This is a genomic window from Pseudomonas urethralis (assembly GCF_021602465.1).
Classification (GTDB): Bacteria; Pseudomonadota; Gammaproteobacteria; order Pseudomonadales; family Pseudomonadaceae; genus Aquipseudomonas; species Aquipseudomonas vlassakiae.
In genome coordinates this window covers 352,922-379,324 of record NZ_BQIJ01000005.1, presented here as the reverse complement: position 1 = coordinate 379,324, position 26,403 = coordinate 352,922, and the positions used below count along the sequence as shown (strand labels likewise).

Annotated in this window: 18 protein-coding genes; 14 read left to right on the top strand and 4 right to left on the bottom strand. The window is 63.4% G+C overall.

All coding sequences use genetic code 11. The features are described from left to right. A complete protein-coding gene (gene argS / locus L6D64_RS11435) occupies positions 1–1,737 on the bottom strand; it encodes an arginine--tRNA ligase (RefSeq protein WP_176508110.1) in 1,737 nt (578 codons plus the stop codon). 108 nt (positions 1,738–1,845) lie between these two features. After that, positions 1,846–4,065 carry a primosomal protein N' gene (locus L6D64_RS11430; protein ID WP_176508111.1) on the bottom strand — a complete coding sequence of 740 codons (2,220 nt, stop codon included), beginning with the start codon at positions 4,063–4,065 and terminating at the stop codon, positions 1,846–1,848. Positions 4,066–4,232: 167 nt separating this feature from the next. Between L6D64_RS11430 and rpmE the strand changes: the two genes are divergently transcribed. The 3 genes from rpmE to L6D64_RS11415 all read left to right on the top strand — a co-directional run bounded on the left by rpmE (position 4,233) and on the right by L6D64_RS11415 (position 6,720). After that, complete coding sequence (rpmE, locus tag L6D64_RS11425) at positions 4,233–4,448, top strand: 50S ribosomal protein L31 (RefSeq protein WP_027920990.1); 216 nt, start codon at positions 4,233–4,235, stop codon at positions 4,446–4,448. Positions 4,449–4,450: 2 nt separating this feature from the next. Then, a complete protein-coding gene (locus L6D64_RS11420; protein ID WP_176508112.1) occupies positions 4,451–5,272 on the top strand; it encodes a thermonuclease family protein in 822 nt (273 codons plus the stop codon). Positions 5,273–5,451: 179 nt separating this feature from the next. Continuing rightward, positions 5,452–6,720 (top strand): malic enzyme-like NAD(P)-binding protein, encoded by a 1,269-nt coding sequence (locus L6D64_RS11415; protein WP_054884223.1) that lies wholly within the window; start codon positions 5,452–5,454, stop codon positions 6,718–6,720. An 84-nt stretch (positions 6,721–6,804) separates the two neighbouring features. On the opposite strand, the gene L6D64_RS11410 is transcribed toward L6D64_RS11415, so the two are convergent. Continuing rightward, entirely contained in the window at positions 6,805–9,258 is a 2,454-nt protein-coding gene (locus tag L6D64_RS11410) for a penicillin-binding protein 1A (RefSeq protein WP_176508113.1), read from the bottom strand. Positions 9,259–9,434: 176 nt separating this feature from the next. Between L6D64_RS11410 and pilM the strand changes: the two genes are divergently transcribed. From pilM to hemE, 10 genes are all read left to right on the top strand, one after another. Then, the gene (gene pilM, locus L6D64_RS11405; RefSeq protein WP_236192414.1) at positions 9,435–10,286 is read left to right on the top strand and encodes a type IV pilus biogenesis protein PilM; all 852 of its coding nucleotides are present in this window, start codon (positions 9,435–9,437) and stop codon (positions 10,284–10,286) included. Continuing rightward, positions 10,286–10,822: a PilN domain-containing protein gene (locus L6D64_RS11400; RefSeq protein WP_176508115.1), complete on the top strand. Its 537-nt coding sequence runs from the start codon at positions 10,286–10,288 to the stop codon at positions 10,820–10,822. The genes pilM and L6D64_RS11400 overlap by 1 nt, the downstream gene beginning before the upstream one ends. Continuing rightward, positions 10,819–11,838: a pilus assembly protein PilP gene (locus L6D64_RS11395; protein ID WP_176508116.1), complete on the top strand. Its 1,020-nt coding sequence runs from the start codon at positions 10,819–10,821 to the stop codon at positions 11,836–11,838. The genes L6D64_RS11400 and L6D64_RS11395 overlap by 4 nt, the downstream gene beginning before the upstream one ends. Next, complete coding sequence (locus L6D64_RS11390) at positions 11,783–13,030, top strand: type IV pilus secretin PilQ (protein WP_176508219.1); 1,248 nt, start codon at positions 11,783–11,785, stop codon at positions 13,028–13,030. The genes L6D64_RS11395 and L6D64_RS11390 overlap by 56 nt, the downstream gene beginning before the upstream one ends. A 4-nt stretch (positions 13,031–13,034) precedes the next feature. After that, entirely contained in the window at positions 13,035–13,553 is a 519-nt protein-coding gene (aroK, locus tag L6D64_RS11385; RefSeq protein ID WP_054884228.1) for a shikimate kinase AroK, read from the top strand. A 94-nt stretch (positions 13,554–13,647) separates the two neighbouring features. Further along, complete coding sequence (gene aroB, locus L6D64_RS11380; protein ID WP_176508117.1) at positions 13,648–14,745, top strand: 3-dehydroquinate synthase; 1,098 nt, start codon at positions 13,648–13,650, stop codon at positions 14,743–14,745. Positions 14,746–14,760: 15 nt separating this feature from the next. Then, positions 14,761–16,377 carry an AAA family ATPase gene (locus L6D64_RS11375; RefSeq protein ID WP_176508118.1) on the top strand — a complete coding sequence of 539 codons (1,617 nt, stop codon included), beginning with the start codon at positions 14,761–14,763 and terminating at the stop codon, positions 16,375–16,377. 374 nt (positions 16,378–16,751) lie between these two features. Further along, a complete protein-coding gene (gltB, locus tag L6D64_RS11370) occupies positions 16,752–21,197 on the top strand; it encodes a glutamate synthase large subunit (protein ID WP_176508119.1) in 4,446 nt (1,481 codons plus the stop codon). Positions 21,198–21,303: 106 nt separating this feature from the next. Continuing rightward, positions 21,304–22,722, top strand: coding sequence for an FAD-dependent oxidoreductase (locus L6D64_RS11365; protein WP_176508120.1), 1,419 nt, complete (start codon positions 21,304–21,306; stop codon positions 22,720–22,722). Positions 22,723–22,961: 239 nt separating this feature from the next. Next, positions 22,962–24,026 (top strand): uroporphyrinogen decarboxylase, encoded by a 1,065-nt coding sequence (hemE, locus tag L6D64_RS11360; protein ID WP_176508121.1) that lies wholly within the window; start codon positions 22,962–22,964, stop codon positions 24,024–24,026. 32 nt (positions 24,027–24,058) lie between these two features. On the opposite strand, the gene L6D64_RS11355 is transcribed toward hemE, so the two are convergent. Then, positions 24,059–25,246, bottom strand: a complete 1,188-nt coding sequence (locus L6D64_RS11355) for an MFS transporter (RefSeq protein ID WP_236192418.1) — start codon at positions 25,244–25,246, stop codon at positions 24,059–24,061. A 164-nt stretch (positions 25,247–25,410) separates the two neighbouring features. Between L6D64_RS11355 and L6D64_RS11350 the strand changes: the two genes are divergently transcribed. Next, complete coding sequence (locus tag L6D64_RS11350) at positions 25,411–26,310, top strand: LysR family transcriptional regulator (RefSeq protein ID WP_176508123.1); 900 nt, start codon at positions 25,411–25,413, stop codon at positions 26,308–26,310. The last annotated feature ends 93 nt before the right edge of the window (positions 26,311–26,403 follow it).

Sequence of the window (26,403 nt, the reverse complement as noted above, 5' to 3'; positions counted from 1 at the left end):
TTACATGCGCTCCAGGGTTTCCAGGCCGAGCAGTTCCAGACCTTGCTTGAGGGTGCGACCGGTCAGCGCAGCCAGGCGCAGGCGGCTTTGCTGCTGTTCCGCGGTCTCGGCGGCGAGGATCGGGCAGTTTTCATAGAAGCTCGAGAACAGGCCGGCGAGGTCGTACAGGTAACTGCACAGCACGTGCGGGGTACCCTTGTCGGCGACGCTGTTGAGGATCTCGCCGAACTGGGCCAGGCGCGCAGCCAGGTCTTGCTCATGAGCGGCCTGCAGCACGATGTTGCCGTCAACCTCGTCGAAGCCCTTGCCCAGCTTGCGGAATACGCCGGCCACACGGGTGTAGGCATACAGCAGGTAAGGCGCAGTGTTGCCTTCGAAGTTGAGCATCAGTTCGAAGTTGAAGCTGTAGTCGCTGGTGCGGTGCTTGGACAGGTCGGCGTATTTCACCGCACCGATACCTACCACTTCACCGATGTGCCGCAGTTCGTCTTCGGCCAGGCTCGGGTTCTTTTCCTTGACCAGGGCGTAGGCGCGCTCCTTGGCCTCGGTGAGCAGGTCAATCAGCTTCACGGTGCCGCCGTCGCGGGTCTTGAATGGGCGGCCATCGGCGCCGTTCATGGTGCCGAAGCCCATGTGCTCCATCTGCATCGGGTGGCCGACGAAGCCGGCGCGGCGGGCAACTTCGAACACCTGGTTGAAGTGCAAGGCCTGGCGCTGGTCGACGAAGTACAGGGCGCGGTCGGCCTTGAGCACGTTGCTGCGGTAGCGCACGGCAGCCAGGTCGGTGGTGGCGTACAGGTAGCCGCCATCAGCCTTCTGCACGATCACGGGCAGAGGCTCGCCTTCGCTGTTCTTGAATTCCTCGAGGAATACGCACTGCGCGCCTTGGTCCTCGACCAGCAGGCCCTTGGCCTTGAGGTCGGAAACCACATTGGCCAGGTCGGCGTTGTAGGCGCTTTCGCCCATCACGTCGGCCATGGTCAGCTTGACGTTGAGCAGCTCGTAGGTCTTCTGGCAGTGCGACAGCGAAATGTCCTTGAAGCGCGTCCACAGGGCCATGCATTCCGGGTCGCCGGCCTGCAGCTTGACCACCAGGCCACGGGCACGGGTGGCGAACGCTTCGGATTCGTCGAAGCGCTTCTTGGCGGCGCGGTAGAAGTTTTCCAGGTCCGACAGCTCGTCGCTGGTGATCGGGTTTTCTTCCAGGTAGGCCAGCAACATGCCGAACTGGGTACCCCAGTCGCCTACGTGGTTCTGGCGGATCACCTCGTCGCCGAGGAATTCCAGCACGCGGGCGACGCTGTCACCGATGATGGTCGAGCGCAGGTGGCCGACGTGCATTTCCTTGGCCAGGTTCGGTGCCGACATGTCGATCACCACCTTCTGCTTGGGCCCGGCCTTGCGTGCGCCCAGGTGGGCGTCGGCGAGGGCGGCATCCAGGCGGTTGGCCAGGGCATCGGTGTTCTGGAAGAAGTTCAGGAAGCCTGGGCCGGCGATTTCGACCTTGCTGATGTCGGCGCTCGCCGGCAGGGCATTGATCAGCTTTTCGGCCAGGTCGCGCGGCTTCATGCCGGCCGGCTTGGCCAGCATCATGGCGATGTTGCTGGCGAAATCGCCGTGGGTCTTGTCCCGGGCGTTTTCCACCTGGATCGCCGGCGACAGCCCTTCAGGCAGCACACCGTCGGTGACGAGTTGGGTGAGGGCTTGCTGGATCAGCTGGCGAATGGTGTCTTTCATGGGGATCTCTTTTCGACCGCAAGCGCGGTGGAGCGCCTGGATGCGCAGGTGGAAAAACTGGGCATTATCCGTTGCCAGGGGCGGGTTGCCAACCTTTGGGGCCGAAGCTTAATAAAGGTCAACCGGGTCGACATCCAGAGACCAGCGTACCTGGCGCCCGCTCGGCAGTTGCTCCAACACTAGCAACCAGGCACTGATCAGTCGATGCAAGGGGGCTCGGGTGTTGGCCTGAATCAATAATTGCGCCCTGAAGCGTCCGGCGCGCCGCTCCATGGGTGCAGGCACCGGCCCCAGCAGTTCGATACCGGGCAGGCGCTGTTCGGCGACCAGGCGCTCGGCAGCGGCGCAGGCTTCGTCGAGGAAGCCTTCGGCCTGGCCGGGCTTGTGCGCTTCGGCGCGCAGCAGGGCCAGGTGGGAGAATGGCGGCAGTCCGGCGTTGCGGCGTTCGTCCAGGGCCTGCTCGGCGAAGGCGAAGTAACCTTGCTCGGTCAGTTGCACCAGCAGCGGATGGTCGGCCAGGTGGGTCTGGATGATCACCTTGCCAGGTTCTTCAGCGCGCCCGGCTCGCCCGGCAACCTGGACGATCAGCTGGGCCATGCGCTCGCTGGCGCGGAAATCCCCCGAGAACAGCCCGCCATCGGCGTCGAGAATGGCGACCAGTGTCACCCGCGGGAAGTGGTGACCCTTGGCCAGCATCTGGGTGCCGACCAAGATGCTTGGCTGGCCTCGCTGAATGGTGCTGAACAAATGCTGCATGGCGTCCTTGCGCGCCGTGCTGTCGCGGTCAACGCGCAGGATCGGGTAGTCCGGGAACAACACGTTCAGTCGCTCTTCGGCGCGTTCGGTGCCGGCGCCTACCGGCCGCAGGTCGACATGGTTGCACTGCGGGCACTGCTGCGGCAGGCGCTCGTCGTAGCCGCAGTGGTGGCAACGCAGCACGCCAGAGCGCTGGTGCACGGTCATGCGGGCATCGCAGCGTGGGCATTCGGACAGCCAGCCGCAGTCATGGCACAGCAAGGTCGGTGCGAAGCCACGACGGTTGAGGAATACCAGGACTTGCTGGCCGGCTTCCAGGGTCTGGCGAATGGCCTGCTGCAACGGGCCGCTGATACCGCTGTCCAGCGGCAGGCTTTTCACATCCAGGCGCAGCATGCGCGGTGGGCGTGCGCCGCCCGCGCGCTGGTTCATGCGCAGCAGGCGATAGCGGCCGGTGAGCGCGTTGTGCAGGGTCTCCAGCGACGGCGTGGCGGAGCCGAGCAGGATCGGGATGTTTTCCTGATGGGCGCGCACCAGCGCGAGGTCGCGGGCGTGGTAGCGCAGGCCTTCCTGTTGCTTGTAGGACCCATCGTGCTCTTCGTCGATGATGATCAGGCCGGGGTTCTTCATTGGCGTGAACAGCGCCGAACGGGTGCCGATGATGATGTCGGCCTCGCCGTCGCGGGCAGCCAGCCAGGCATCGAGGCGCTCGCGATCGCTCACGGCCGAATGCAGCAGGGCGATGCGGGCGTTGAAACGCTGCTCGAAGCGCGCCAGGGTCTGCGGGCCGAGATTGATCTCCGGGATCAGCACCAGCGCCTGCTTGCCGGCTTCGAGGGTTTCACGAATCAGTTGCAGGTACACCTCGGTCTTGCCGCTGCCGGTGACGCCGGCCAGCAGGAAGGCGCCGAAGCCGCCAAAACCCTCGCGCACCGCGTCGAAGGCTTGGCGCTGTTCTTCATTGAGTGGCAGTTCCGGCTGCGCCAGCCAGTGCTCGTGGCGGTGCGCCGGCAGGTGGCGGCGTACTTCGACCTGAACCAGCGCCTTGGCCAGCAGCAGGTCAAGGCTGTCCTTGTTCAGGTTGAGCTTGCCCAGCAGGCTGTGCGCTACGCCGTGGGGGTGCTGGGCCAGGGTCTTGAGGGCGTCGCGCTGGCGCGGGGCGCGGGCGATGCGCGGGTCCTCCAGGCGTGCGCCGGGTGCCACGTGCCAGAAGCGCTCCTGGCGCATCTCGGCAGGTTCGCCCTGGCGCAGCAGCGTGGGCAGGGCCCAGCTCAAGGTATCGCCCAGGCTGTGCTGGTAGTACTGGGCAGTCCACAGGCACAACTTGAACAGCGATGCCGGGATCGGCGAGACCGGGTCGAGCAAGGCACTGGCAGGCTTGAGTTTCTCGGCGGGCACCTCGCTGTGCTCGCACACTTCCACCAGTACGCCAATCATTTCGCGGCGCCCGAAGGGCACGCGGATGCGCATGCCCGGGGTCAACACCTGGCGCGCCATGCTCGCTGGCGCCCGGTAATCGAACAGGCGGCGCAACGGGGAGGGCAGGGCAAGGCGCAGGATGACGTCGGACACGCGTAAGGTCTCAGAGGGTGTTTCAAAGACTGGCGAGCCTAGCAGACGACGGTCGGTGCAAGCGACAACTTGCGTTGGCGCGATGCTCTGGTATTATTCGCCGCCTAATTACGTGCGGTATTCAACAATAGGTGTTGGGTGGCGGCACGCAGCTCGAGGAAGTGACCATGAAAGAAGGTATCCACCCGAACTACGAAGTAGTTGCAGTCACCTGCAGCTGCGGTAACAAGTTCGAAACTCGTTCGACCCTGGGCAACACCCTGGCGATCGACGTTTGCAACCTGTGCCACCCGTTCTACACCGGTAAGCAGAAAGTCCTGGACACCGGTGGTCGCGTACAGAAGTTCGCCGATCGCTTCGGTATGTTCGGTACCAAGAAGTAATCATGCGCATGGCGAATCCTTCGGGCTTCGCGTTGTTGCTGAAAAAGGCGCCCCTCGTGGGCGCCTTTTTTGTGGGCGCAATCTGGCAGCTACCGGCCCTGGCGTTCTGCCCGGTGCCAGACAAGCCACAGCAGGTGGCGGTGCGCCGGGTGGTGGATGGCGACACGTTGCGCCTGACCGACGGTCGCAGTGTCCGCATGATCGGCATCAATGCCCCGGAAATCGGGCGCAGGGGGCGCACCAGTGAACCTTATGCCGAGGCTGCCAGGCAGCGACTGCAAGCGTTGGTCAAAGCCAGTGACGGTCGTGTCGGGCTGGTGCCCGGTATCGAGGGCAAGGACAAGTATGGGCGCACCCTGGCGCACATCTATGGCCGTAATGGCGACAATCTGGAGGCACGGCTGCTCAGCGAAGGCCTTGGCTATCACGTAGCGGTTGCGCCCAATGTGCGCCTGGCAGGTTGCCAGCAAGCAGCCGAGCGGGTGGCGCGCCAGGCGCGGGTCGGGCTGTGGCGCAGCTCGCCAGTGCGCCGCGCTGCCGATGTGCGGCAATCCGGGTTTGCCGTTGTCAGCGGCACCGTCCGTAGCATCGAGCGCAATCGTGGTGGCATCTGGCTCGAACTGGACAATGCCGTTGTGCTGCAGATCCCCGCTCGTCTGCAACGCACCTTCCCCGCCAGCTTCTTCACTAATCTCAAAGGACGCCAGGTCGAGGCGCGCGGCTGGGTGCTGGATCGTTCCCGCAAGGGAAGGCTCAAGCCGGGGCAGCGACGCTGGGTATTGCCGTTGACCGATCCCGGGATGCTGGAGCGCACTTCAGGCTGAAAAGATGTAGACATTTCGCTATCAGATTGTACACACTGTGAGCCGAATGCCCCCGTGCGTGATAGCTTAAAGTCGTAGGCCAAAGGCCTTGACACAAGTGACTGACCAGTCTTGTGGCTCCCCGGCTCTTTGCGTATCCTCGGCGGTCCGTCAGAACAGTAAATAGCGGAATGCCCACCATGTCAGACCTGAAAACCGCCGCTCTCGAATACCACGCTCAACCTCGTCCGGGGAAACTGAGCGTCGAGCTCTCCAAGCCCACCGCCACCGCCCGCGATCTCGCCCTGGCCTACAGCCCAGGCGTTGCAGAGCCCGTGCGCGAAATCGGCCGTGATCCTGAGCTGGCCTACAAATACACTGGCAAGGGCAACCTGGTCGCTGTGATTTCCGATGGCACCGCCATCCTCGGTCTGGGTGACCTCGGCCCACTGGCCTCCAAGCCAGTGATGGAAGGCAAGGGTGTTCTGTTCAAGCGTTTCGCCGGTATCGACGTGTTCGACATCGAAGTCGAGTCGGAAAGCCCACAGGCTTTCATCGACACCGTTCGCCGCATCTCCATTACCTTCGGTGGCATCAACCTCGAAGACATCAAGGCCCCAGAGTGCTTCGAAATCGAACGCACGCTGATCGAGCAGTGCGACATTCCGGTGTTCCACGATGACCAGCACGGCACCGCGATCGTCACCGCGGCCGGCATGATCAACGCCCTGGAAATCGCCGGCAAGAAGCTGGAAGACGCCAAGATCGTCTGCCTCGGTGCCGGCGCTGCCGCCATCTCCTGCATGAAGCTGCTGGTCAGCATGGGTGCCAAGGTCGAGAACATCTTCATGATCGACCGCAGCGGCGTGATCCACGCTGGCCGCGACGACCTGAACCAGTACAAGGCCCAGTTCGCCCACGCGACCGACAAGCGCACCCTGGCCGATGCCCTGGACGGTGCTGACGTGTTCGTAGGCCTGTCCGGCCCGAACCTGCTGAGCCCGGAAGGCCTGAAGTCGATGGCTGCCAACCCGATCGTGTTCGCCTGCTCGAACCCGGACCCGGAAATCTCCCCAGAGCTGGCTCACGCCACTCGCAGCGACGTGATCATGGCGACCGGTCGTTCCGACTACCCGAACCAGGTCAACAACGTACTGGGCTTCCCGTTCATCTTCCGTGGTGCCCTGGACGTTCGCGCCAAGCGCATCAACGAAGAAATGAAGATCGCTGCCGCCATTGCGCTGAAAGACCTGGCCAAGCTGCCAGTGCCGAAAGAAGTCTGCGAAGCCTACGGTGTTGAAGGCCTGGAGTTCGGCCGTGAGTACATCATTCCGAAGCCACTGGACGCTCGTCTGATTACCGTCGTTTCCGACGCTGTGGCCAAGGCTGCCATCGAGTCCGGCGTAGCTACCCTGCCGTATCCGAAGCACTACCCGCTGACCAGCGTGGATGAAGTGTTCAACGGCTGATAGCCGCTGTAGCGCCCAAAAAAAGCCCCGGTTCGTAAGAGCCGGGGTTTTTTTGTGTCTTCTGGCTGCAGGCTTGCTGTTGCCTTAGAACAGATCCATCGGCGCTGCTTCGTCCGCTGGGAGCGGGCTGCCCGGCGCCGTGCCGTTGCCCAGCTCATCCACCGACGGCGGTGAATCCTCGGCCTTGAACAGTTCGAAGTAGGCATCTGGCGTGCTTGGCGAAGCTGCACGGCCGCTGACCGGGTCGACTCGCAGGCTGAGGATGCCTTCCGGTTCCGCTGGTGCATGGCTCGGCTTGTCCTTCAGTGCCGCACCCATGAAGCTCATCCAGATTGGCAAGGCTGCCGTACCGCCGTACTCACGGCGACCGAGGGTTTCAGGCTGGTCGAAACCGACCCACACGGTGGTGACGTAATCGGCGTTGTAGCCGGAGAACCAGGCGTCCTTGGACTCGTTGGTGGTGCCTGTCTTGCCGGCCAGGTCGGTACGGCCCAGGGCCAGTGCCCGGCGGCCTGTGCCGCGCTTGATCACGTCCTGCAGCATGCTGGTGAGGATGTAAGTGGTGCGGCCATCGACGATCTGTTCGGCAACAGCTGGCGTCTGCGGTGGCGGGGCGATCTGGCCCAGGGCGGACGGGGCCTCGCCAGGCAGGGCAGCGGTGCTGATCGGCTGTTCCGGAGCGGCAAGGCCGGCATGGTCTTCGGCGCCCTGCGGCACGCGCGCCGGGTTGGCGGTGAACAGGGTCTCGCCGCTGCGGCTCTCGATGCGATCGATCAGGTACGGATTGATCTTGTAGCCGCCGTTGGCAAAGGTGCTCCAGCCAGTGGCGATTTCCATCGGCGTCAGGGTTGCAGTGCCCAGCGCCAGCGAAAGGTTGCGGGGCAGGTCCTGCTTGTTGAAACCGAACCTGGCGATGTAGTCGATGGTACGGTCCACACCCATCGCCTGCAGCAGGCGGATCGACACCAGGTTGCGAGACTTGTACAGCGCTTCGCGCAGGCGGATCGGGCCGAGGAAGGTGTTGGTGTCGTTCTTGGGGCGCCATTCCTTGTCCAGGTATTGGTCGACGAACACGATCGGCGCATCGTTGACCAGACTGGACGCGGTGTAGCCGCTGTCCAGTGCAGCACTATAGATGAACGGCTTGAAACTGGAGCCTGGCTGACGCTTGGCCTGCATGGCACGGTTGTAGTTGCTCTGCTCGAACGAGAAGCCGCCGACCAGGGCGCGGATGGCGCCGTTCTGTGGGTCGAGGGAGACCAGTGCACTCTGTGCTCCTGGTACCTGGCTGAACTTGAGCTTGCCGTCATTCAGGCGCTGCAGGCGTACCAGATCACCGACCTGGGCAACGTCGGCAGGCGATTGCGGTGCCCGGCCCTGCGAATTGCTGTTGATGAACGGGCGGGCCCACTTCATGGTGTCCCAGCTAACCTCTTCTTCGCTGCCTGCGCGGGTCAGCACTTTCACGCCGCTCTTTTCCACGCGCGTGACAATGGCCGGTTCCAGGCCGCCCAAAGTGCGTTGCTTGCTCAGCTCCTGTTGCCAGGCGGCCAGGGTCTTGCCCGGGAAGCGAGCTTCAGGGCCGCGGTAGCCGTGGCGCTCGTCGTACTCGGACAGGCCATTGAGGATGGCCTTGTTGGCCATCTCCTGCATGTCGCTCGGCACCGTGGTGGTGACACGGAAACCTTCGGTGTAGGCGTCGCTGCCATACCGGCCAACCATTTCGGCACGGGCCATTTCGGCGACGTACGGTGCGTTAACTTCGGGGGTCGGCACGTGGTAGCTGGCATTCAGCGGCTCGGCCAGGGCGGTCTGATAGCTCGCCTCGTCGATCTTGCCGAGCTTGTACATGCGACCGAGGATCCAGTCGCGACGCTCTTTGGCGCGCACCGGGTTGGCCAACGGGTTGAAGCGCGACGGTGCCTTGGGCAGGCCGGCGATCATCGCCATTTGCGCCAGGCTTACGTCACGGATCGACTTGCCGTAATACACCTGCGCAGCCGCATCGATACCGTAGGCGCGGTTGCCCAGGTAGATCTTGTTGACGTACAGCTCGAGGATCTCGTCCTTGGTCAGCTCACGTTCGATCTGCAAGGCCAGAAGAATCTCGTTGGTCTTGCGCGAGAAACTGCGCTCGCTGGTGAGGAAGAAGTTCTTCGCCACCTGCATGGTGATGGTGCTGCCACCCGTCTGGATATGACCGGTTTTCACCAGCTGGGTCGCGGCGCGCATCAGGCTGCTCGGGTCGACCCCGTAGTGATTGAGGAAATTGTCGTCCTCGGCTGACAGAAGCGCCTGAATGAACTGTGGCGGAATTTCCGCGAAGCGGATCGGCGAGCGGCGCATTTCGCCGAATTCCGCGATCAGCTTGCCATCGCTGCTGTACACCCTGAGGGGAATCTGCAACTGAACGCTTCTGAGCGAATCGACCGACGGCAGGTTGGGGCTAAGATACAGAAACGCACCGCTCACACCGAGTACGAGCGCGCAGATGACTGCGACGAAAGACCACCAGAAGAACTTCAGCAGGCGTATCAAGGCTTTTCGGTGTCCAGATTGAGAGGTGAATTGCGCACGGGGCCGGCGGACGAAAAAACGCTGGGCATTATAAGCATTTTTCGCCTCGCCGGGTGACCGGCCAGGCGGCCCGCGGCACCGTCTGGCCGGTCAGGCCCGGCAATGCGGCGGTTCATGGTTGTAACAAGGAAGTCGCCATGCTCGGACGTTTTGGCAAGGATGCCAGTTCAATGCTTGGAGTGGAAATCGCTTTCGACTCCATACGTATTGCCCAGCTGCAGCGCCGCAGGGGGCGCTATAAGCCACTGGTCTGGGCGGTCGAGCCGTTGGCTCCCGGCAACGGCTGGCAGGACCCTGAGCGTATTGTTGCTGCCCTGCGCAGCGCTTATCGGCAATCCGGCAGCCGCGAGCGCCGGGCAGCCGTAGCGCTGCCTGCCTCACAAGTGATCTGCAAGCTGTGCCAACTGCCAGGCGGCCAGGCGCCAAGTCAAATGGAGGCGCAACTGCTGGCAGAAGCGGACCGGCTGTTCCCCTTCCCCCTTGAAGACCTGGTACTGGATTTTCAGGTGCTGGGTGCCTCGTCGCAGCATCCCGGCAGCCTGGATGTCTTGGTCGCGGCCAGTCGGCAGAGTGCACTGCAGCCCGTGCAAGCTGCATTCGAAGCAGCCGGGCTTGAGCTTGAAGTCGCAGAGGTAGACAGCATTGCCTTGCGTCGCCTGATGCCCTGCCAGAGCAAAGGCCAGGCAGCGTTGCTGCGGATCGAACCGGGCGGTTCGACGCTGCATGGCTGGCTTGACGATACGCTGCCTTTAAGGCGGGAGTTGACCCCGGGGGCGTTAGCTGAATTGCCTGGGGAGGTTTTCGCAGGGGGGGGGGGGCCGGAAGAAGTGCTTGTGGTCGGTGCGCCGGAGGCCGGGCACTGCCCGCTTGGCCGACTGAGCGAGCGTCTCGGCTTGCCGTGCCGGCTTTTGCCGGCCGTGGCAGGGGTGGATTGCCGCGACGGCCGCATGGCCTTGGCGTTTTCGCTGGCAATGGGGAGCGTGCATTGATGTTGCGCCTGAATCTGATGCCGTGGCGAGAGCGGCAGCGCCTCGCAGCGCTCAGGCGTTTGCGCCTGATGGTGGTGGGGGCAGCTGTCGTGGCGTTGTCTGCGGTGTTGCTAATGGATCAACTGGCCCGCCAGCGAGCTCGTAAGCAAGCTGTAGCCAACAATAGCCAGCAAGCCGCTATCGATGTGCTTGAAGCGCAGCGGACTGAGCAGGGCCGTATCCGGCAATCCTACGAGGAAGTGCGAGCGCAGACGGCGGCCTTGGCTGACTTGCGTGCCGGACAAGGGCGGGTGACGGCCGTGTTTGCGGGTCTGGAACGGGCGCTGCCGGAGGGCGTCCAGCTGCTCAGGCTCGAACTGCAGGGCTCCCAGTTGCGCATGGTCGGCGTGGCTGTCTCCGGCGCAATCGTGGCCCAGCTGATGCGTGAACTGGAACGTTCCGGTGTGCTGCGTGAACTGGAGCTCAAAAGCCTGAAGAGCGAGCCGGGCGGCGACGCGTTCATATTGTTGGCGCGCATGTCGGCGCTCTGGTCGTGAATCTTTTGCAGAAAAGCGAATGGCTGGCCCTCATCGAGCGTTCGCAGCTCGTTCGCCGCGCGCTGCCATTCGCCGTAGGCCTTATCGTGGTGGGGTTCGGTTGCCTGTTTCGTTTGCCGTACTGGTTGCAGCTTCAGGAGGAAGAGCACGCCAGGCAAGTTCACCTGCTTCAGGTGCATGAGACCAGGGCTGCCGAAGTGCTGGCGTTGTCACGGATGCGCGAGGGCCTCGATGCTGCACGGCAGCTTTTGCAGGATGCTCGCTGGCGCCTTGCCGCCGGGGCCGACATGAGCGATTTGCTGGACCAGCTGGCAGCCTCGGGGCATGCGCATGGCCTGCACTTCGAACGACTCGATGTACTTGATCAGGTAAGCCACCAGCCCGGTTATTGCCAGACATCACTGGACGTGCAGGTCGTTGGGCGCTATTCGGGGCTGCGGATGTGGTTGGACGACTGGCTCGGCCAGGTTCGTCTGTTGCGCGCCGAAGCCTTGTGGCTGGCACCTGCCGAGGACAGGCCCGGGCTGTTGCGCCTTGGCATGCGCGTGCATGCTTATCAAGCCGATGGTGACGTGCCTGAACCTTTAACCTTGGCTGATACACCTGCTCGAGGAGAGCCGTTGCCGGTGGTTCTCGATCCGTTTTCCGAATGGGCTACGCGCATTGCCCAGGCGGGGCTTGCCAGCGTGCCGCTGGCTCAGCTGCAGATGGTCGGCAGCCTGCAGCGGGGGCCGCAGCGCGAAGCGTTGCTGTCTGCGGCAGGCCGCTTGTATCGCGTGCGCTCCGGTGATCGGCTGGGGCGCGATGGAGGTGTTGTGGTGGAAGTCGGCGAGCGCCAGCTGAACGTGCGTGAGCGGCTGTTCCTCGGGGGCGTGTGGCGTGAGCGCACGGTAATGCTGACGCTCAGGAAGAGCGTGACGATGGAGGCCAGGGACGGTGGTGAAATGGCTGTTGAAATGGATGACGGTGGCGCTACTCACCAGTCAGTTGTGCATGGCAGCGCCCTATCGGGGTGAGCCCATCTCGCTGAATTTTCAGGATGTCGAGGTACGCTCGGTGCTTCAGGTGCTGGCGGACTTCGCCGGGATCAACCTGGTGGCCAGCGACACGGTGCAGGGCAATGTTACCCTGCGCTTGCACGAAGTCCCATGGGACCAGGCGCTGGAGCTGGTCCTTCGTAGCAAAGGGCTGGCTCGGCGCGAGGAAGGGAATGTGCTGCTGGTGGCGCCAGCCGCCGAGTTGGCCGAACAGTCCCGCGAAGCCCGTATCGGGCAAGAGCTGGATGCGCAGCTGCAACCCTTGCAACGTGAGCTGCTGCCGATCCATCACGCCCAGGCTGCCGACCTGGCGGAGCTGTTGCTGGCAACCCTGACGGACGATGGCATTCTCACGGGGCGTGGCAGCCTGAGCGTCGACGCTCGCACCAACACCTTGGTCGCCCACCAGCCTGCGGATCGCCTTGCCGACTTGCGGCAGTTGGTCGCTCAGCTGGACGTGCCGGTGCGGCAGGTGGAGATCGAGGCGCGCATCGTGGAGGCCAACGTCGACTATGAAAAAGGCCTGGGCGTGCGTTGGGGGCGGCAGCTGTATGGGGAAGCGCCGCAATTGGGCAAGGACCTGTTCGTCGACCTGGGCGTGGAGCGAGGTAGTGCCGGCATCGGCGTCGGCCTGTTGCGCGGTGGCCTGCTGCTGGACCTGGAACTCAGCGCAATGGAAAAGAGCGGCAACGGTGAAATCATCTCCCAGCCCAAGGTGGTCACGGCTGACAAGGAAACCGCGAGGATTCTCAAGGGCACCGAGGTGCCTTACCAGGAGACCAGCAAAAGTGGCGCTACCTCGGTCGCCTTTCGTGAGGCCTCGCTGTCGCTGGAGGTCACGCCGCAAATCACCCCGGACGGCAAGGTCATCATGACCGTCAAGGTGACCAAGGACGAGCCTGACTTCGTCAATGCCTTGAACGACGTGCCGCCGATTCGCAAGAACGAGGTGAATGCCAAGGTCCGTGTGGCGGACGGTGAAACCATCGTCATCGGTGGCGTGTACTCGACCACGCAAAACAATGTGGTCGACAAGGTGCCATTTTTCGGCGATCTGCCGTATGTTGGGCGGCTGTTTCGACGCGATGCATTACAAGAGAAAAAATCCGAGCTGCTGGTCTTCCTGACTCCGCGTATCATGAGTGACCAGGCGATTGCTGTGAGTCGTTGATTCTGTGCGAAATTTGATACTTGTAGGGCCCATGGGCGCTGGTAAAAGCACCATAGGGCGCCTGTTGGCCAAAGAGCTGCGCCTGCTGTTCAAAGATTCCGACAAGGAAATCGAACTGCGGACCGGTGCCAATATCCCGTGGATCTTCGACAAAGAAGGCGAACCGGGCTTCCGTGACCGTGAGCAGGCGATGATCGCCGAGCTCTGCGCGCTCGACGGCGTGGTCGTGGCGACCGGTGGCGGTGCAGTCATGCGTGCGGAGAACCGCCAGGCCCTGCACAGGGGCGGCCGGGTCATTTACCTGCACGCCTCGGTGGAGCAGCAGGTCGGGCGCACCGCACGCGATCGCAATCGCCCGTTGCTGCGCACGGCCAACCCGGAGGCGACCCTGCGCGCCTTGCTGGAGGCGCGCGACCCGCTTTATCGCGAAATCGCCGACCTGGTGGTGGAAACCGACGAACGGCCGCCGCGCATGGTGGTGCTCGATATTCTGGAGCGCCTGCAGCAGTTGCCGCCCCGCTAAGCGGGGACTATTCTCGGCCAGCGCCGAGGCGAGGTTCAACGTTACCGCGCGGGTCGAACAGCCGGCGCCGCGCCCAAGAACATTGTGGGGATACATGCAGACACTTAAGGTCGACCTCGGCGAGCGTAGCTACCCGATCTACATTGGCGAAGGCCTTCTGGACCAGGCCGAACTGCTGGCGCCGCATATCCGCGGGCGGCAGGTCGCCATCGTTTCCAACGAAACCGTCGCGCCTCTGTATCTCCAACGCTTGAGCAAGACCCTTGGCGCCTACTCGGTGCTGCCGGTGATCCTGCCGGACGGTGAAGCCCATAAAAACTGGGAAACCCTGCAACTGATCTTTGACGGTTTGCTGACGGCGCGGCATGACCGCCGTACTACCGTGGTCGCCCTCGGCGGCGGCGTGATCGGTGACATGGCCGGCTTCGCCGCAGCCTGCTACCAGCGTGGCGTCGATTTCATCCAGGTGCCCACCACCCTGCTGTCTCAGGTTGACTCCTCGGTGGGGGGCAAGACCGGCATCAACCACCCGTTGGGCAAGAACATGGTCGGTGCTTTCTATCAGCCCAACGCGGTACTGATCGATACCACCAGCCTCAAGACCCTGCCCGCCCGCGAGCTATCGGCGGGCCTGGCCGAAGTGATCAAGTACGGCCTGATCTGCGACAAGCCATTCCTGGGCTGGCTCGAAGACAATATCCAGGCCCTGCGCGCCCTCGAACCCGCTGCCCTGACCGAAGCGATCCGTCGCTCCTGCGCGGCCAAGGCAGCCGTTGTCGGCGCCGACGAGCGTGAATCGGGCGTGCGTGCCACGCTGAACCTGGGGCACACCTTTGGCCATGCCATCGAAACGCACATGGGCTATGGCGTCTGGCTGCACGGTGAAGCCGTGGCCGCAGGCACGGTCATGGCCCTGGAAATGTCCATGCGCCTGGGCTGGATCGACCAGGCCGAGCGTGATCGGGCAATCCGCCTGCTGCAGGACGCAGGTTTGCCGGTGGTGCCACCACAGGAAATGACCCCGGCGCATTTCATGGAGCATATGGCGGTCGACAAGAAGGTGCTCGATGGCCGCCTGCGGCTGGTGCTGCTGCGCCAGCTGGGCGAGGCCGTGATCACCGACGACTATCCGAAAGAGATTCTTCAGGCCACGCTGTCGGCGGATTACCGCGCGATCGTGGCCCAGCTTTGAGGTTGTGACAGCGTAATGACCAGTTTGCATGCCGATGAGGCGTTCCTTGAACATTACCAGTTGAGCCACGATCCGTTCGCCCCGCGTGTGCCCGGCTTCAAGTTCTTCCCCGCCCAGCGCAAGCCGGTGCTGGGCCAACTGCATCACCTGGCGCGCTACAGCCAGCTGATGCTGGTGGTTACCGGCCCGGTGGGCAGCGGCAAGACCCTGCTGCGCCAGGCCCTGGTGGCCAGCACCAACAAGCAGACGGTGCTGAGCGTAGTGGTGTCGGCCCGTGGCGCCAGCGACGCTGCCAGCGTGCTCGGCCAGGTGGCGCAAACGCTTGAAGTGGCTCAGCCTGAGGTGCAGGCGATCCTGAACAAGGTGGTGCAGCTGGCACTGACCGGTCAGGAAGTCTATTTGCTGGTGGACGATGCGGAACAACTCGACGAGTCGGCACTCCAAGCGTTGCTGGAACTGGCGGCAGGGCTACCGGAAGGGCGCCCGCACGTGTTCCTGTTCGGCGAGCCATCGCTGATTGCCGGGTTGGACGAGATTCAAGTCGAGGAAGAGCGCTTCCATATCATTGAACTCGCCCCCTACAACGAGGAAGAAACCCGCGAGTACCTGGAGCAACGCCTGGAAGGCGCTGGCCGGGGCATCGAGGTGTTCACCCGTGAGCAGCTGGTCGATATTCATGAAAACTCCGACGGATGGCCTGGCAACATCAACCAGGTCGCCCGCGATACTTTGATCGAAGCCATGATCGCCAGCCGTACCACGGTCAAGCGACCATCCATGGGGTTCAAAATGCCTAAGAAACACGTACTCGCGCTGTCCGCTGTCGTCGTGGTCGCCGTAGGTGCTGCAGTTCTGATGCCCAAGAAAGGCGACAAGGCACCAGCCGACGCGCCTGTAGCCCAGGCCCAGCTGCCGCTGGGCGAGGGCCAGCCAGGCGCTGCCCAGTCGAACAACGGCAGCCCGGCCATCGAATTCTCCGGCCAGTCGCAGCCGATGCCGCTGCCGCTGGTCGGTCAGTCCCAGCCCGTGATGCGCGAGCCGCTGGCGCAAGCTGCCGGCATGGGTGATGGCGAGGAGGGTGGCCCGGCGGGCAACACCGCCTTGCAGCCTGGCAATCCGCCGACCGTGACCACGATCGCACCGCCACAGGGCGTGCCTGCCGGCCCGGCGCCGAGCATGGCCCAGGCCACGCCTGTGCAGCCGGTTGCGCCTGCGCCGAAGCCTGTCGCCACTCAGCCAGTCAAGCCGGTTGCGCCTGCCAAGCCGGCCCCGGCACCGACTCAGGTCGCTGTTGCCAAGCCAGCCGCCAAACCGGTGGAAAAGCCGGTCGCCAGCGCCAGCGGCAGTGGTGGATGGTATTCGGGGCAGAAACCCGGCAACTACGTGGTGCAAATCCTCGGCACCAGCTCCGAAGCGTCGGCCCAGGCCTTCGTCAAGGAACAGGGTGGCGACTATCGCTACTTCAAGAAAAACCTGCAGGGTAAACCGCTCTACGTGGTCACCTACGGCAACTTTGCCAGCCGCGACGCAGCGGTTGCGGCAATCAAGAACTTGCCAGCGAAGGTCCAGGCTGGTAAACCTTGGCCACGTACCGTCGCCAGCGTCCAACAAGAGCTGGCCTCGGCCCGCTGATACCTTCCGGGCGGCATCACCCCGCCGCCCAGTTGCTGAGCGATTAACGACATTCGACTAGCCTGCTGCGCCTGAGCGCGGCAGGCTTTTCTGTCCCAGGCTGCCGGCCACAAGCCTCTGTTGCAGACCTGGCTGAAACGCTTCAGACTCAAGCCAGGCCGCTATCACGGCGCGTGGCGTAAAAACATTCAAAATTGCGACATAAATTTTCAATGGTGAGACATGAAAATTTGTGGGTATGACTGTCGCTGTGCAACAATGGTTTTCCATGGCCACCGCAAAAAAGCTGGCGTTTGATCGGCGTGGATGGTAAGTGGTTGTACATAAAAGAGATTTACCTCCGGTTGAGAGGTGAACCTGGTGAGAAAGTGTCTATGAAAACAGGTCTGTACCATCCCGAAGAATTCAAGGACAACTGTGGTTTTGGCCTGATCGCCCATATGACGGGCGAGCCGAGTCACCACCTTCTGCAAACCGCCATGCAGGCACTGACCTGCATGACCCACCGCGGCGGTATCAACGCCGACGGCAAGACCGGTGACGGTTGCGGTCTGCTCATGCAGAAGCCCGATCAGTTCCTGCGGGCCGTGGCCCAGCAACAATTCGCCGTCGAGCTGCCCAGGCAGTACGCTGTCGGCATGGTGTTCTTCAACCAGGACCCGGTCAAAGCCGAGGCTGCCCGCGCCAACATGGACCGCGAAATCGTCGCGGCCGGCCTGAAGCTGTTCGGCTGGCGCAAGGTCCCGATCGACACCAGCGTGCTTGGCCGCCTGGCCCTTGAGCGCCTGCCGCAGATCGAGCAGGTATTCATCGGTGGTGAAGGCCTGAGCGATCTGGAATTCGCCATCAAGCTGTTCAGTGCCCGTCGCCGCTCGTCCGTGGCCAACGCCCACGACGCCGACCACTACATCTGCAGCTTCTCGCACAAGACCATCATCTACAAAGGCCTGATGATGCCGCGCGACCTCGCGGCGTTCTATCCAGACCTGGGTGACGAGCGCCTGCAAACCGCGATCTGCGTGTTCCACCAGCGTTTCTCCACCAACACCCTGCCGAAATGGCCGCTGGCGCAGCCGTTCCGCTTCCTCGCCCACAACGGCGAGATCAATACCATCACCGGCAACCGCAACTGGGCCATGGCCCGTCGCACCAAGTTCGCCAACGACCTGATCCCCGACCTCGAAGAGCTCGGTCCACTGGTCAACCGCGTCGGTTCCGACTCTTCGAGCATGGACAACATGCTGGAGCTGATGGTCACCGGTGGCATCGACCTGTTCCGCGGCGTACGCATGCTGGTTCCGCCAGCCTGGCAAAACGTCGAGACCATGGACGCCGACCTGCGCGCCTTCTACGAATACAACTCCATGCACATGGAACCGTGGGATGGCCCGGCCGGTATCGTCATGACCGAAGGCCGCCATGCGGTGTGCCTGCTCGACCGCAACGGGCTGCGCCCGGCGCGCTGGGTGACGACGACCAATGGCTACATCACCATCGCCTCGGAAATCGGCGTGTGGGGTTACAAGCCTGAGGAAGTCCTGGCCAAGGGCCGTGTCGGACCGGGCCAGATCCTTGCCGTGGACACCGAGACCGGCCAGATCCTCGACACCGACGCCATCGACAACCGTCTGAAGTCGCGCCACCCGTACAAACGCTGGCTGCGTCAGCATGCCCTGCGCATCCAGGCGACCCTGACCGACGACCAGGGCGTGGCCAGCTACGACGCTGACCAGCTCAAGCAGTACATGAAGATGTTCCAGGTCACCTTCGAAGAGCGTGACCAGGTGTTGCGCCCACTCGGCGAGCAGGGCCAGGAAGCGGTCGGCTCGATGGGTGACGACACGCCGATGGCGGTGCTTTCGCAGCGCGTGCGTTCGCCATACGACTTCTTCCGCCAACAGTTCGCCCAAGTGACCAACCCGCCGATCGACCCGTTGCGCGAAGCGATCGTCATGTCCCTGGAAATCTGCCTGGGCGCCGAGCGCAACATCTTCCAGGAATCTCCGGAGCACGCTTCGCGGGTGATCCTCAGCTCGCCGGTCATCTCGCCCGCCAAGTGGCGTTCGCTGATGAACCTGGAGCGCGAGGGCTTCGACCGTCAGCTGATCGACCTCAACTATGACGAGAGCGTCGGCCTGGAAGCGGCCATCCGCAACATCGCCGACCAGGCGGAAGAAGCCGTGCGCAGCGGCAAGACCCAGCTGGTACTGAGCGACCGCTACATCGCCCCGGGCAAGCTGCCGGTGCATGCTTCGCTGGCCGTGGGTGCCGTGCACCACCGCCTGACCGAGCAGGGCCTGCGTTGCGACAGCAACATCCTCGTGGAAACCGCCACTGCCCGTGACCCGCACCACTTCGCCGTGCTGCTGGGCTTCGGTGCTTCGGCCGTGTACCCGTACCTGGCCTACGAAGTGCTGGCCGACCTGATCCGCACCGGCGAAGTGCTCGGTGATCTGGACGAAGTCTTCAAGTACTACCGCAAAGGCATCTCCAAGGGCCTGCTGAAGATCCTGTCGAAGATGGGCATCTCCACCATCGCCTCGTACCGTGGCGCCCAGCTGTTCGAAGCCGTGGGCCTGGCCGAGGAAGTGGTCGGCCTGAGCTTCAAGGGCGTGTCCAGCCGCATCAAGGGTGCGCGCTTCGTCGACCTCGAAGGCGACCAGAAGCTGCTGGCAGCCGAAGCCTGGAGCGCGCGCAAGCCGATCCAGCAAGGTGGCCTGTTGAAGTTCGTCCACGGTGGCGAATACCATGCCTACAACCCGGATGTGGTCAACACCTTGCAGGCCGCCGTGCAGCAAGGCGACTACGCCAAGTTCAAGGAATACACCACGCTGGTCGACCAGCGTCCGGTGTCGATGATCCGCGACCTGCTGAAGGTGAAAGTGGCCGACCAGGCCTTGCCGCTGGATCAGGTCGAGCCGCTGGAGGCCATCCTCAAGCGCTTCGATTCCGCCGGTATCTCGCTGGGTGCGCTGTCGCCTGAAGCCCACGAAGCCCTGGCCGAGGCAATGAACCGCCTGGGTGCGCGCTCCAACTCCGGTGAAGGCGGTGAAGACCCGTCGCGCTATGGCACCGTCCGCAGTTCCAAGATCAAGCAGGTGGCCACCGGCCGCTTTGGCGTGACCCCGGAGTACCTGGTCAACGCCGAAGTGCTGCAGATCAAGGTTGCCCAGGGCGCCAAGCCCGGTGAGGGCGGCCAGCTGCCAGGCGGCAAGGTCAATGGCCTGATCGCCAAGCTGCGCTATGCGGTACCGGGCGTGACCCTGATCTCGCCGCCGCCGCACCACGACATCTATTCGATCGAAGACCTGGCCCAGTTGATCTATGACCTCAAGCAGGTCAACCCGCAGGCCCTGGTTTCGGTCAAGCTGGTGGCTGAGGCCGGCGTTGGCACCATCGCCGCCGGTGTGGCCAAGGCCTATGCCGACCTGATCACCATCTCCGGTTACGACGGTGGTACCGGTGCTTCGCCGCTGACCTCGATCAAGTACGCTGGCGCCCCGTGGGAACTGGGCCTGGCCGAAACCCACCAGACCCTGCGCGGCAACGACCTGCGCGGCAAGGTGCGGGTGCAAACCGACGGCGGCTTGAAGACCGGCCTGGACGTGATCAAGGCAGCCATCCTCGGCGCCGAAAGCTTCGGCTTCGGCACCGCGCCAATGATCGCCCTGGGTTGCAAGTACCTGCGCATCTGCCACCTGAACAACTGCGCCACCGGCGTGGCCACGCAGAACGAGAAGCTGCGCAAGGACCATTACATCGGCACCGTCGACATGGTGATCAACTTCTTCACCTTCGTCGCCGAGGAGACCCGTGAGTGGCTGGCCAAGCTGGGCGTGCGCAGCCTCGGCGAGCTGATCGGCCGTACTGACCTGCTCGACGTGCTGCCAGGCGACACCGAGCGCCAGCAGTACCTGGACCTGACCCCGCTGCTGGGCAGCTCGCACATTCCGGCTGACAAGCCGCAGTTCTGCGAAGTCGACAACAACCCGCCGTTCGACAAGGGCGAGCTGGCCGAGAAGATGGTCGAGATGGCCCTCCCGGCAATCCGCGACCAGGCCGGTGGTGAGTTCAGCCTCGACATCTGCAACTGCGACCGTTCCATTGGTGCCCGTATCTCTGGCGAAATCGCCAAGCTGTACGGCAACCAGGGCATGGCCGACAAGCCGGTGACCTTCCGCTTCAAGGGTACCGCTGGCCAGAGCTTCGGCGTGTGGAACGCCGGTGGCCTGAACCTGCACCTGGAAGGCGACGCCAACGACTACGTCGGCAAAGGCATGACCGGGGGCAAGGTGACCATCGTGCCGCCAGCCGGCAGCCCGTTCGCCACCCAGCACAGCGCCATCGTCGGCAACACCTGCCTGTACGGCGCCACCGGCGGCAAGCTGTTCGCCGCAGGTACCGCAGGTGAGCGCTTCGCTGTGCGTAACTCCGGCGCCCACGCTGTTGTCGAGGGTACTGGCGATCACTGCTGTGAATACATGACCGGTGGCTTTGTCTGCGTTCTGGGCAAGACCGGTTACAACTTCGGTTCTGGCATGACTGGCGGCTTCGCCTACGTGCTCGACATGGACAACAGCTTCGTCGACAAGCTCAACCACGAGCTGGTGGAAATCCAGCGCATCAGTGGTGAGGCGATGGAAGCCTACCGCAGCCACCTGGCGCGGGTCCTTGGCGAATACGTGGAAGAGACCGGCAGCGAGTGGGGGCGTGAGCTCTTCGAGAACCTGGACGACTACGTGCGGCGCTTCTGGCTGGTCAAGCCGAAGGCGGCCAACCTCAAGCAACTGCTGTCCAGCACCCGTGCCAACCCGCAGTAAGAACAGCTGCAAGTGACGGCCCCGTGCGCGGGGCCTGTCGTGCTCAAGTGATCGTCTTGCAGCTTGCAGCCTGAGGCTGGCAACTGCGGTAAAGAGGTTTTGAAAAATGGCTGAACGTCTGAACAACGACTTCCAGTTCATCGAAGTGGGCCGCAAGGACCCCAAGAAGAAGCTGCTGCGCCAGCGCAAGAAGGAGTTCGTGGAGATCTACGAACCGTTCAAGCCGCAGCAGTCCGTGGAGCAGGCGCACCGCTGCCTGGGCTGCGGCAACCCGTATTGCGAGTGGAAGTGCCCGGTACACAACTTCATCCCCAACTGGCTGAAGCTGGTCGCCGAAGGCAATATCCTGGCCGCGGCCGAACTGTCGCACCAGACCAACACCCTGCCGGAAGTATGCGGCCGCGTGTGCCCGCAGGACCGTCTGTGCGAGGGGGCCTGCACCCTGAATGATGGGTTCGGCGCTGTGACCATCGGTTCGGTGGAGAAATACATCACCGACACGGCATTTGCCATGGGCTGGCGTCCGGACATGTCCAAGGTCAAGCCAACCGGCAAGCGCGTCGCCATCATTGGTGCCGGCCCGGCTGGTCTGGGCTGCGCCGACGTGCTGGTGCGGGGTGGCGTGACCCCGGTGGTGTTCGACAAGAACCCGGAAATCGGTGGCCTGCTGACCTTCGGCATCCCGGAGTTCAAGCTGGAAAAGACCGTGTTGAGCAATCGCCGCGAAGTCTTTACCGGCATGGGCATCGAGTTCCGCCTGAACACCGAGGTGGGCAAGGACATCACCATGGAACAGTTGCTCGCCGAATACGACGCCGTGTTCATGGGCATGGGCACCTACACCTACATGAAGGGTGGTTTCCCGGGCGAAGATCTGCCAGGCGTCCACGATGCGCTGGACTTCCTGATCGCCAACGTCAACCGTAACCTCGGCTTCGAAAAGTCGCCGGAAGACTTCGTCGACATGCAGGGCAAGAAGGTCGTGGTGCTGGGCGGTGGCGACACCGCGATGGACTGCAACCGCACCTCGATCCGCCAGGGTGCCAAGTCGGTGACCTGTGCCTATCGCCGTGACGAAGCCAACATGCCGGGTTCGCGCAAAGAGGTGAAGAACGCCAAGGAAGAAGGCGTGAAGTTCCTCTACAACCGCCAGCCCATCGCCATCGTCGGCGAGGACAAGGTGGAAGGCGTGAAGGTGGTCGAGACCCACCTGGGCGAGCCGGATGCCCGTGGCCGTCGTAGCCCTGAGCCGATCCCAGGCTCCGAAGAGATCCTGCCGGCTGATGCCGTGGTCATCGCCTTCGGCTTCCGCCCGAGCCCGGCACCGTGGTTCGAGCAGCATGGCATCCAGCTGGATAGCCAGGGCCGTGTAGTGGCGCCGGAGAAAGCCAGGTTCAAGCATCAGACCAGCAACCCGAAAGTGTTCGCCGGTGGCGACATGGTGCGCGGTTCGGACCTGGTGGTGACGGCGATCTTCGAAGGCCGCAATGCTGCCGAAGGGATCCTGGACTACCTCGAAGTCTGATCCATCGCATTCGCGGCTAAAGCCGCTCCCACAGGGATCGCGTAGCTTCCAAGCCAGCGCGGAACCTGTGGGAGCGGCTTCAGCCGCGAACACCGGCGAAGCCGGTGCCACCCTCCACATTGGTTTTGTATACAAAATCGTTTGATCTGTGGCACCCAATAGACAAAACGCATGGCCTTGACCGTGCCTTTTGCGCTGGCGTCTGAGAAAATGCCCGCACTATTTTTCCGGATGCCGACATGACTGCCCTGAAGAACGATCGTTTCCTGCGTGCGCTGCTCAAGCAACCCGTTGACGTCACCCCTGTCTGGATGATGCGCCAGGCCGGCCGCTACCTGCCGGAGTACCGCGCCAGCCGCGCCAAGGCCGGCGATTTCATGAGCCTGTGCATGAACCCGCAGTTCGCCTGCGAGGTGACCCTGCAGCCGCTGGACCGCTACCCGCTTGATGCGGCGATCCTGTTCTCGGACATCCTCACCATCCCCGATGCCATGGGCCTTGGCCTGTACTTTGAAACCGGCGAAGGCCCGCGCTTCAAGAAGACCATCACCACCCCGGCCGACATCGAAGCGCTGCCGATCCCTGACCCACAGAAAGACCTCGGCTATGTGATGGACGCGGTCAGCACCATCCGTCGCGAGCTCAACGGCCGCGTGCCGCTGATCGGTTTCTCCGGCAGCCCCTGGACCCTGGCCACCTACATGGTCGAAGGCGGCTCGTCAAAGGACTTCCGCAAGACCAAGGCCATGGCCTACGACAACCCGCAAGCCCTGCACCTGCTGCTGGACAAGCTGGCGCAGTCGGTTACCAGCTACCTCAATGGCCAGATCCTCGCGGGTGCCCAGGCGGTGCAGATCTTCGACACCTGGGGCGGCAACCTGTCGGCGGCGGCCTACCAGGAGTTCTCCCTGGCCTACATGCGCAAGATCGTCAGCGGCCTGATCCGCGAGCACGAAGGGCGCAAAGTGCCGGTGATCCTGTTCACCAAGAACGGCGGCCTGTGGCTGGAAAGCATCGCCGAAGCCGGTGCCGACGCGCTGGGCCTGGACTGGACCTGTGAGATCGGCGACGCTCGCCGCCGCGTCGGCGATAAAGTTGCGCTGCAAGGCAACATGGACCCGACCGTGCTGTACGCCAAGCCCGAAGCCATCCGCCAGGAAGTGGCGCGTATCCTGGCCAGCTATGGCAAGGGCACTGGCCACGTGTTCAACCTCGGCCACGGCATTACACCGGAAGTCGACCCGGAACATGCCGGTGTGTTCATCAACGCCGTGCACGAGCTGTCGGCGCAGTATCACCAGTAAGCGCAAATTGGGGCCGCTTTGCGGCCCCAACTTCAAGCGGACTTGGGCGCCAGTCTGCTCAGGTGCAGTGCCACCAGCAACGCCACCGCCAGCAGGCTGCCAATGAACAGGCCGATGCCATTCCAGCCCCACTGGTGCCAGAACACCCCGCCCGCAGTACCCGCCACGCTGGACCCTGCGTAATAGCTGAACAGGTACAGCGACGAAGCCTGCCCCTTGGCCTTCAGCGCCCGGCGGCCGATCCAGCTGCTGGCCACCGAATGCGCCCCGAAGAAGCCGAAGGTGAACACCAGCATGCCAACGATCACCAGCGCCAGCGGGGTAGCCAGGGTCATCAGCAGGCCGCCCGCCATTACCACGATGCTGGCCCAGAACACCTTGCGCCGGCCCAGCTTGTCAGCCAGTGCGCCGACCTGCGCCGAGCTGTAGATACCCGACAGGTACACCACCGACAGCAAGCCGACCAGCGCCTGATTCATGTGGTAAGGCTCGGCCAGCAGGCGGTAACCGATGTAGTTGAACAGGGTGACGAAGGCACCCATCAGCAAGAAGGCTTCGAGGAATAGCCAAGGCAGCCCGGCATCCTTGAAGTGCATGACGAAACCGTCCAGCAGGCTACGCGGGTTCATCAGCTGAGGGCGGAAGTTGCGCGACTCCGGCAGTACCTTCCAGAACACCAGCGCCGCCACCAGGGCCAGGCCGCCGATGGTCAGCATCGCCGTGTGCCAGCTGACGAAGTCGATCAGTACCCCGGTAATCAGCCGCCCGCTCATCCCTCCAATGGCGTTGCCGCCGATGTACAGGCCCATGGCCAGGCCGATGTGCTGCGGGTGGATTTCTTCGCTGAGGTAAGTCATTGCCACCGCCGCCAGGCCGCTCAGGGACAGGCCCACCAGGGCGCGGGTGGCCAGTACCAGTTCCCAGCTCGGCATCACCGCGCTGGCCAAGGTCGACAGGGCGGCGCAGGCCAGGGCAAAGACCATCACCGGCTTGCGGCCGATGCGGTCGGAGATCGGACCGGTGATCAACAGGCCGAAGGCCAGCATCGCAGTCGATACCGAGAGCACCAGGCTGCTCTGCGCTGCGTTGATGGAAAACTCCTTCGACAGCAGCGGCATCATCGGCTGTACGCAGTACAGCAGGGCGAACGTGGCGAAGCCGCCGCTGAACAGGGCCAGCACGGTCTTCATGAAGGCGGGGGTGCCTTTTTCGATCCACATCTCGTTCAGGGGGGCAGGTTCTGGGCTGGCACTAAGGGGGGCTACAGCAGTTTTCACGGGCGGTACCTCTGACGCAATGAAAAAAGCATATAGCTGGCTAATGATTACATCCAATATATTGTTCGACCTATTTAAGACGTTTAGCGACCTGATAGGGCCTGATCATGGAACTGCGCCATCTGCGTTACTTCATCGCTGTTGCCGAAGAGCTGCACTTCGGCCGAGCGGCCCAGCAACTGGGCATCTCCCAGCCGCCATTGAGCCAGCAAATTCAGGCGCTGGAGCAGGAGCTGGGCGCTCGTCTGTTCGAGCGGACCAATCGTCGGGTCGAGCTGAGCGAGGCGGGCCGGCTGTTCCTCGAAGAAGCGCGCCAGGTACTGGCGCAGGTGGAGAAGGCCGCCGATGTGGCGCGGCGTGCACAGTTGGGTGAACTGGGCGAGATGAAAATTGGCTTCACCTCGTCGGCGCCGTTCACGTCGAAGATCCCCAAGGCCATTCATGCCTTTCGCCAGCGCTTCCCCGCCGTGCACCTCAACCTCAAGGAAATGAGCAGCCGGGACGTCGCCGAGGGGGTGTTCGACGAAACCATCGAGGTTGGGCTGATGCGCCCGATGCCGTTGCCGGAAGGGTTGGTAGCCACCGAGCTGTTTCGCGAGCCGCTGGTGGCGGTGATCAATGCCTCTCACCCATTGGCCAAAGGCACGGAACAGGGCGTGCACATGGCTGCCCTGGCCCCTGAACCGTTCGTGTTCTTCCCGCGCAGCTATGGCAGCGGGCTGCATGCGCAGTTGTTGAGCCTGGCACGCCAGGCCGGGTTCAGCCCACATTTCGCCCAGGAAGCGGGGGAAGCGATGACCATCATCGGCCTGGTGTCGGCGGGGCTTGGGGTCTCGGTGCTGCCGGCATCGTTCCAGCGCATGCGCATCGAAGGCGTGGTGTACCGCACACTGCTGGATGAAGGGGCGATGTCGGCAGTGTGGCTGGTGCAGCGTGAGCGCGGGGGTTCGGCGATGGCGCGGGCGTTTGCCGAATTGCTGACGGGACTTGTGGCGGGCCAAGGGTGATGTCCCGGGTTGGCCCGGCGAATGGGCAAATGGCACTGGTCATTGCCGCTGAGCCGCCACATACTCGGGCATTCGTTGATACACGGAGGTCAA